This window comes from Bacteroidota bacterium (assembly GCA_013696965.1).
Taxonomy (GTDB): Bacteria; Bacteroidota; Bacteroidia; order JACCXN01; family JACCXN01; genus JACCXN01.
In genome coordinates this window covers 1-8,676 of record JACCXN010000013.1, presented here as the reverse complement: position 1 = coordinate 8,676, position 8,676 = coordinate 1, and the positions used below count along the sequence as shown (strand labels likewise).

General features: G+C 33.7%; 7 protein-coding genes. 1 reads left to right on the top strand and 6 read right to left on the bottom strand.

The annotated features are described in order from the left end of the window. The 3 genes from H0V01_02615 to H0V01_02605 all read right to left on the bottom strand — a co-directional run. Positions 1-1,100: porin (locus H0V01_02615; protein ID MBA2582263.1), on the bottom strand; the 1,100-nt coding region annotated here is incomplete at its 3' end. 539 nt (positions 1,101-1,639) lie between these two features. Further along, positions 1,640-2,203 (bottom strand): hypothetical protein, encoded by a 564-nt coding sequence (locus H0V01_02610; protein ID MBA2582262.1) that lies wholly within the window; start codon positions 2,201-2,203, stop codon positions 1,640-1,642. A 128-nt stretch (positions 2,204-2,331) separates the two neighbouring features. Next, positions 2,332-2,895, bottom strand: coding sequence for a DUF4256 domain-containing protein (locus H0V01_02605; protein ID MBA2582261.1), 564 nt, complete (start codon positions 2,893-2,895; stop codon positions 2,332-2,334). A 495-nt stretch (positions 2,896-3,390) separates the two neighbouring features. Between H0V01_02605 and efp the strand changes: the two genes are divergently transcribed. Continuing rightward, positions 3,391-3,939 carry an elongation factor P gene (gene efp, locus H0V01_02600; GenBank protein ID MBA2582260.1) on the top strand — a complete coding sequence of 183 codons (549 nt, stop codon included), beginning with the start codon at positions 3,391-3,393 and terminating at the stop codon, positions 3,937-3,939. A 57-nt stretch (positions 3,940-3,996) separates the two neighbouring features. Here the strand turns inward: efp and H0V01_02595 are convergent, their stop codons facing one another. The 3 genes from H0V01_02595 to H0V01_02585 form a co-directional block, all read right to left on the bottom strand. After that, on the bottom strand, positions 3,997-4,281 hold the full coding sequence (locus H0V01_02595; protein MBA2582259.1) for a hypothetical protein: 285 nt from the start codon (positions 4,279-4,281) through the stop codon (positions 3,997-3,999). A gap of 620 nt (positions 4,282-4,901) precedes the next feature. Then, positions 4,902-7,439 (bottom strand): carboxypeptidase-like regulatory domain-containing protein, encoded by a 2,538-nt coding sequence (locus H0V01_02590; protein ID MBA2582258.1) that lies wholly within the window; start codon positions 7,437-7,439, stop codon positions 4,902-4,904. 812 nt (positions 7,440-8,251) lie between these two features. Further along, on the bottom strand, positions 8,252-8,676 hold a 425-nt coding region (locus H0V01_02585), incomplete at its 5' end, for a hypothetical protein (GenBank protein MBA2582257.1).

Genomic DNA, 8,676 nt, shown 5'->3' with positions numbered 1-8,676 from the left:
TGTTTTTTACCCCCTTTATAATAGTGCCATCTTGCAAAGGGTATAATTAGCTGTTTACCTGCTTTTAGCATGTACATGGTTTGAGCGTAACCTCCATATAAGTCCTGGTTCTCAACATTCTTAGTTGCTGAATTAAATTCGGGGCCGTTGCCCATTGTAAATTCAGCTTGAAATCCCAAAGGCTGAGGATAATAAACCAAGGTGCCCGCTACTCTTCTTTCAAAAAACTCATTGGATACACCATTTGTTTGTGTGCGATTAATAACCACATTACCATGATATCCCTGAACACTTGCCTCAATAAATTGTCCATTGTTAAGCATAAAAGGATAGGTTAACCTGTAAACATAGTGTGCTGAATTATTCGCTTCAGGCTTATTGGCGGTTTGTCCATTGTAAATACCCAATCCAAGCACCCCATAATCTCCAGATCCTTTTAATCCTGAACTAACTAAATCCTTGAATCTTTCACGAATTTTTTTTGGTGTATAATAAAAATATACTCCAAGGTCACGTTCATTAGCAACAGCACTGTTTAAAGCATCATGACGATCTAATGGGATCCTGTTTTGGCTGGATTGAAGGTTTTCAAAACCGTATGGCACTTTACTCTGGCCTACCCTAAACCTGAATTCTTTATTATTGTCCAAAAACAGGTCAAAATAAGCATCTCTTAATTGAACGTAGTGTAGGCCAGTGGAACTTATTGCTGAAGCAAAATCGGGTTGAATATAAATGTAAACCCTATCGTGTACATTCCCATAAAAGATGATCCGGGTTCGTCTTATAAAGAAACCTCCGTTCTCACCCCAGGATTTGTCGCATTGGTCACAGCTTAATAAAGGGTTGGTTTCCAGAAGCCTGTTATACCTGACCTGCGCATAGCCCCGGATAGATATTTTTTCAAACCATTCCTTCTTTTTTTCAGTTTTTACAGTAGAAGTATCTAAAGGATTAGATGAAACACTAGGATCCGGTATTTTATCCCCTTTTTCCTGACCGGTAACTCCTCCAATTGAGATCAGCAATACTGTTAATAGGACAATAAATTTTATCCTGAAATGATGGAGTCTTTTTCTATTTAAATTATTTTTTTTCATGTTAAATCGTGTATTCGTTATTATTTGTTTTTTTCTAATTGTTTTGCAAAAATTGAGAATAAAACGCAGTAAAAACATCGATTTAACAATGTTAACAATATCATAACATAAAGGAACATGGCCCTTTTAACCCAATTTTAGCTAAAATACGGGGAATTGAAAAAAAATGGCAGGGTAAATAGGGTAGGAACCAAATTGACTTCTTAACGTTAAGTTAACATTGCACTTGCCATTAATTCCACACGTTAGGAAAATATTTCCACATTTAAGCAGATTGTAAGTTTGATAATTTCTATGGACTAAAGTTGAGATTTAATATAATTTTTTTTTCGGGGTAGCAATTTTCTTATTAATCCATAATTAAGAGTTTGATGCTGAAATATATAATTCAAATGGAATTCATATTTATTCAATTTTATTATTCTTTATTCCTAAGTCAGGTTATTAACCCTATCTAATATTGCTAAAAACAATTTCCACTTTATTAAAACAGAAAAGCCCGGAATTACTTCCAGGCTTTTCTGTTTTGTTTTTATATTTTATTTCATCTTTATCCAAAACAAAATCCTTTTTCCTCTTTCCGCGCCTTCTTCATCATAAGTAGCTATAATAGGAGCCATCAGTGTTACTTTTTTATTTAAACTCATTGTGCTTTTATTCATGCTCCATTCTTCCTTTGTTAAAATCTGAATAATATCTCGCGGCTCAACTGTCATTGTATCTGTAACTTGAAAGTACGTGCCTGGCTTTTTAGGATTCTCAACCTGAACTGTTCTTACTCTATTAAGTATTTCAGATAACTCTTCTTTTGTTAAGGGTTTATTATCCTTATTATTAATATTATCTGAATCAAAACTACCTGCGTCAAAAAATTCTGCATTTTCATTTGTAACGGCATCCGTTAAAAGCCATTCTGCAAGTTGTGGATTAACATGTCTGCTTTCATCTGTTTCTTTATCATAATGATCAATTAAATCTGAAGAAGCAAATACGGATTTATCTTCCCAATCGTAAACAGGAGCTTCTTGTGTAATTTCAACTTTTTGTTCATTGCAAGCCATCATGGCAAAAGCAACCATAACCAGTAAAAGGTGTTTTTTCATATTTGTTTTGTTTAAATTAATAGGAGTAAAGATATCAAAATATACTATTTAAAGGAGAAAATAATCAGTCGGGGAGGATAATAATAATTCTATTCATACCTTATTTTATGCAAATTTAAAAACACTACTTAAACCCTTAGCAAGCCACGAAACCCCCTAACAGCATAGTAAGAGGAGGCACCGTTGTGATACACGAATACATTGTCATATCGGAAATCAGCAAAAAGGGCGCCACCGAGCTTTCTAATCTCAGAAGGTGTTTTCACCCAAGTGGATGTTTTGGTATCGAAATTTCCAAATTTCTGCAAAGCTCTATATTGTTCTTCCGTTAATAGTTCAATGCCCATTTCCTCTGCCATACCAACCGCACTGTTTTCTGGTTTATGTTCTTTTCTTGAATTCAGGGCTTCCTGGTCGTAACAAACACTTCTGCGGCCTTTGGGACTTTCTTCTGAACAATCATAAAAAATGTATTCCCCCGTCTTTTTATCGTTATCTACAACATCCGGTTCACCGCCAGTTCTTTCCATTTCATTGAGCGACCATAGTTTATCAGGATTAGCTTTTAGCTTTGCTTGTATTTTAGCCCATTCATAACCTTTATGGCGGCTCATGTTTTTTTCAAAACGTTTTTTTAACGCACTTAGTAGTGCTTCACCTTGTTCTTCTGATAACTCCTTTTTTTTCCCCATTGTGATAATGTGTTAATTCGATTTGCTTACGCTGTCTTGCAATTAATTTGTGCCTTATAAGGCGGGGAGAACGTTTTGTTTTGTCCTGAAATTAGTTTACACTTTGTATTTAATCCTGCCTCAAATTTACACTTTTTGTTTTATCCTGATTACTCTAATTGTTGTACTGCCTAATTTCTTTAATGAAATCTAAAATCAAACACTTATCAAAAGCATGTACCAAAATCACTTATTAGTATATTGTTTTGTTCATTTGCTAAGCCAACACAATTGAAAATACGATTTGTTTTAATGAGAGAATTAATTGAGCAGTATCCACATAACTGTTGCAGGCATATGATACTGTTACACAAAATTCCCGGGCTACTAAAAATGGAACTTTCCGCCAATGTTCCATTTTGCCCTATAAGAAGCTTTCTCTACCACAAAATATTTCATGCTTAATTTTGTGATGTCATTTGTTGGTAGTATATTCGGAGGCAATTAAATTATATTATGGCTACTACATCAGATATTTCAAAAGGTTCTTTTTTAAGATACAACAACGAATTGTTAATTGTGCTTGATTATGATCACATCACACCAGGGAAAGGAAATGCGATATACTCGGTTAAATGCCGCAATGTTGAAACAGGAAAGCAAAGTGAATTGAGATTTCGTTCAGGTGAAAAAGTAGATTTTATTAGAGTTGAAGCTATTGAAATGCAATACCTATATCAGGAAGGCGATAGTTTGGTTTGTATGAACCAGGAAAACTTCGAGCAATTAAGCATACCTAAAATATTATTTGGCGATGCAATAGCTTTTTTACAGGAAGGAATGATTCTTATTATCCGTTTTGATGAAAATGATAAACCCGTACAGGGCAGCTTACCAAAGTATACCGAATTAGAGGTTATTTATACCGAGGATTCAAGAGGTAAATTGTTAAAGATGGCCGAAGTAGAAGGTGGTATACAAATACAGGTTCCTATATTTATTAACATTGGGGATAAGTTAAAAATCAACATAGATACCAGCGAGTATGTTGAACGCATAAAATAAAGGATGACTAATAAATTCAAATATAGCAGTTCATTGTGAATTTATGTCTTTCACTTGCTAAGATCCGGCAAAAGGTGTCCCGAAAAGACCCACTGCAAGCTCTGCCCAAATAAGGAAGAACACCACCAGAATAACACCACAGATTGCAATTCGGTGTTTAATTCTTTCCACCTTCCTTAGTACAAGCTCACATAAGAGACTGGTTCCTAGTAGTAGGGCGCCCATTACAACACAATCGGATAGAGTCCAGTTCACTTCAGCTGTGAACCGCATTGCTATGAACGGAATAAGCAATAAAATTGCTACTGTTGTTAAAATAATGAATAGTCTTTTGTTTTTCATAATTGGTGTGATTTTGTTATTCTTTAATTTTTATTGTTTAAAAGTACTTTGAATTACAAAGTAAACGAAATAAAATATAAACAGCAAATTTTCAATCAAAATAGTAGTTGGAAAGTTTTTATTAAATAATTGATGTGGAGAATTGCAAAAGCATTGGGATGAATGATTACATTTCAAAGCCAATTGACGAAGGATTGCTTTACAGCAAAATGATTAAATATTTAAAAAAGTTTGATTAGAACAAAACAAACTTAAGGAATAGGTTTTTTCCTCACAGTGGCTCGGTAATTTGGATTTTTTTTATGAAAAGCACACAGTTTTTTTTATTTAATTGCATAAAGCGGTGCGTCCAATAAAAATAAGTATCGTTAATTATAACCAAACCAAGTATGCTTAAAAAGAAGTAGGGGTAACCAATTGCATTTATGTCAAAATAAATTTTGTAAGGCCTATTTCATGAAATTTAAAAACAAGCCAACTTGTTGCACTGTATATATGGAATACTTTATTTCTTTGGAAATCATTTTACTGCCTGGAAATCGCGACTGAATTTTATAGTTTGAAAACCTGTTATGTTTCCATTTGTAAAAGACAAAATAAGAAATTCCTGCAGCATAAATTTAAAAAACAACTTTAAATCCAGCCCTAATTCCATACACAGAGGCCTCCGGATTGTAGTTATAGGATAAACGCTTTACTAAATCCACCCTTAATACACGGAAAATATTGGAAATGCCAATTGAAGCCTCCATATAAGGAATACCATTTTTTAAAGAAAATGTACTGCTGTTTCCATGGGAATCAGTAGGCAGTTTTAACAGGCCTGGAGTAATGTCAGGGTTATTTTGGTCAGTCATGGAAGCATATAATCCCCTGAAGCCAAAATTTTCTCTCCAATGCAACTTTTTGAACAGAGGTATTTTATTTAAAAAAAAGCCATTGAAGGTGTGATTGCCAAAAAATTGTATGTACTGATCGCTTGTGAATTCAAAGAAATCAAGCATGTTGTATGACTTTTCAGCAAAAATATAAGTTTGACTGGAGGAATGAACAAACAATAAAGGAAATGGAACCTGACCGTATATTTTCCCTGCTTCAACACTTAAATCAGAATAACCAAATTGTGATACAAATACTCTTTTGATAATATTCAGGTTCAGATTGGTGTAATTGTAACCACTCCCAGCTAATCCTTGTATGCCCCTGGTAATTTTAAAAGTAAATGCAGGGGCTTTATTGGGCAGTCTAATTCTATTGAATCTGCTCTCATAAAAGGTTTCTCCCGGAGCCCAGCGGAATTTCAAACTAACTTCAGAGGTTGTAATACTAGGTTGTTCTAAAAAATCATCCTCTACATTAGAGAAAAATGCAAGCGTTCCAAGGGGACTTTGTTGCCAGTTTCTTATGCCAATAGCAAAGGAAAAATTACTGTGATATTCACTTAAATATTCAGCGTTGAAATTTTTACTGAACAGCCACTTGTCCATTGGGCCCCTCTTTACGGAAAAAAAAATATTGTCATGGTCAACTAACTGTAACTCTTGCCCGGGGATTAATATATCGCTCCGGTAATTTATTCGGAGTGCTTTAATTGGAAATTGGTTAAAACCATTGTTCCCGAGCGATATTTTGGAACTAATGCTGTATTTGAACCGTTCATCAAAAAAACCATAGGCCAGGTATCCCTGTAAATTGATTTTATTGTTGAATTCAGGAGTTGTTCTTCCCCCAATCCGCAATCTGTAACCCTCTATGGGGTGGTGGCTGAAAAGTGAATTAAAAGGGCCTATCTCAATAGCACCAACAGTATAATGTATATTGATGGACATGGCCAAAAGTTTCATCATTCTTTGGAATTCCTTGCTGTTTTTAAGGCTATCCACATTTGTATAAATAGTTTGTTCGGCTCCACTTAATTCTTCAGCCCTGTTTTCATTCCAGAAATCTCCATCCTGCTTGCCGGCATTTTCTAATAATTCAATCTTTTCTCCTTTAAAAATTTCATCATCAATGGGTTTATTTATTTCAATATTTGAATAAAGCGAAGTCTTATGGCCCAACAATCCTACAAATCCTTTTTTATATGCAAAATCAGCAATAAATTCATCCCTTGAAGGAAAATATATGCCATCTTTATCCTTGGCATATTCCTTATTAATATACAAGCTCTTTACCCATCCTAAATTAATATCGCGGCTCACAGTCATTTCTATTTTGGTAATAGCATAGCTGCTATCGAGTGCAATATTGAATTCGCCTAAAAACAGTTGATCTGTTTTATTGCGTGGTTCAAAAGACATTTTTACCCATGAGGATCCGTTTTCAGAAATTGTATCAATGATGTAATATTTATAAAAAGTAGGGCCCAGATTGGAAACCGGGCTAATAAAGGTATTCGAGAGCAAAAATATATTGTCCTCATAAATATTAACTTCTGAATATAAAAACAAGAAATATTTGTCCATTCCAGCCTTATCCATGAAATTGCCAAAATCTACAGTTTTTTCACCTTGAATAACTTCTTTTGTAAATCTGGGCGAAAGTCTGCTTTTTATATTGCTTGCATGTTCTTTGATAAAAAAAGGAACAACGGGGGTATTGTTAAAATAAACCGTATCCACATTATTGAAAATAAATTTAAAGTGCTTAAACTCCTTTTTATTTATGAACTTTTCTGTAACCTCACTAAAGGCAAGGTAGGTTTTGGTGTATTTGTTGGTTTGATAATATTCATAATTAGCGTAATTGTTTTGCTCTTTCCTGTCAATTACCTTTCTTATTAAATCCACTGCAGGATTGCCCTTGTTCCTGTATTTTTCTCCCGGTCTATCACTTATGCTTACTTCCTTGAGGTTTTCAGTTAAGGGAGCCAAATGAAAATTCACTTCTTGTTTTTTGTTTTGAATTATTGTTTTCGAAGCTGTTTTATAACCAAGGTATGAGACTGTAATTTTGCTTAAGGATGGAGTCAGGATCAAATCAAATTTTCCTTCATTATCTGTAGAAACTCCAGTGTCTGTGCCCTCAATTATTACATGGGCATTTATCAAAGGCTTTTTAGTAAGGCTATCTCTCACTATCCCGGAAACAGATGTTTGTCCAAAACAAAAACAAGCATTTAAAGCTAAAAACAGAACCAAAAAAATTCTTGATAGCATTATCGATGAGTAAAGGATTTCCGTTATTTAAGCTGTAAAGCTAAAAAAAGTTCCAGAGATTGCACACTTTGGTTGGAAGCAATTTGTTAAAACATTGCCTGGAATAAATGAGGAAATGAAAACAATGTAATATTGTTCTAAAATCCATCAAAGATTAAAAGTGTAAGAAGTTTGCACAAACAATAATTGTAAATTTAATAGTATGAAATAGCCATGCACCAAACGTGCGCAAACACTAATGAATATATCATGGCTATCCCGATAAATCGGGATGACTATTAAAAAACAAATTATATACATATGAAATAGCCATGCACCAAACGTGCGCAAACACTAATGAATATATCATGGCTATACCATATGACTATTAAAAAACAAATTATATACATATGAAATAGCCATGCACCAAACGTGCGCAAACACTAATGAATATAACATGGTTATCCCGATAAATCGGGATGACCTTTAAAAATCAAATTATATACATATAAAAAGTCTGAGGGTTTAGTTAACTTAGATAAGGAAGGAAAAATAATTTTTTTTAAAAAGAATAAAATGGAAATATGGCCGGAATTATCCTTTGAAACAGGAAATGAAACCTATAAGACTATTCATCTTTGGTCGTAAATTGCAGGTAAAATAAAATTAACTCAGCTCCCATGGATAAACCATTCCTGGCACGTTGCCTTATTCGTAAATCCTTTTGGTCTCACAACAGGAGATATACCTTACATGGATAAACATTTTCAAATAAGTTTTAATTTCATTGAACATGAATTACAGATAATAACCAGTGCTGGGGAAAAAAAAATTTATTTTGTAATTGTTCCATAATAGCGGTCATTCATTATTTTAATATATTCTTCTATTGTATTTAATCCAACTTCCTTCCTTTTCAAGTTAACATTTTCTGTGTCGAGAAGTGGTTTTGGTTCATAAGAAGTTTTATTGTCATTTAATTGCATTTGTGTTCCAAAAATTTGCAGTTGTCCCGTATTAACTTTTACTCTGTCAATTAAATATGCAAAGTCAATCAAAGAAGCGTTTGCGCTGTCAGCGGCAAGTTTCATTGATTTTAATACTTCTAATTGAAATTCAGGATTTTTGTCAGCGTGCTGAACAAGAAGCCAAAAGTTCTTAGAGCTACTTTTGCCAACTTTGTCATATCCTAAAAAGCCATACTCTTCAAACAGTCTTTTTATTTCAATTAAATTCAAACTGTCAGTCAAGCGAAGAT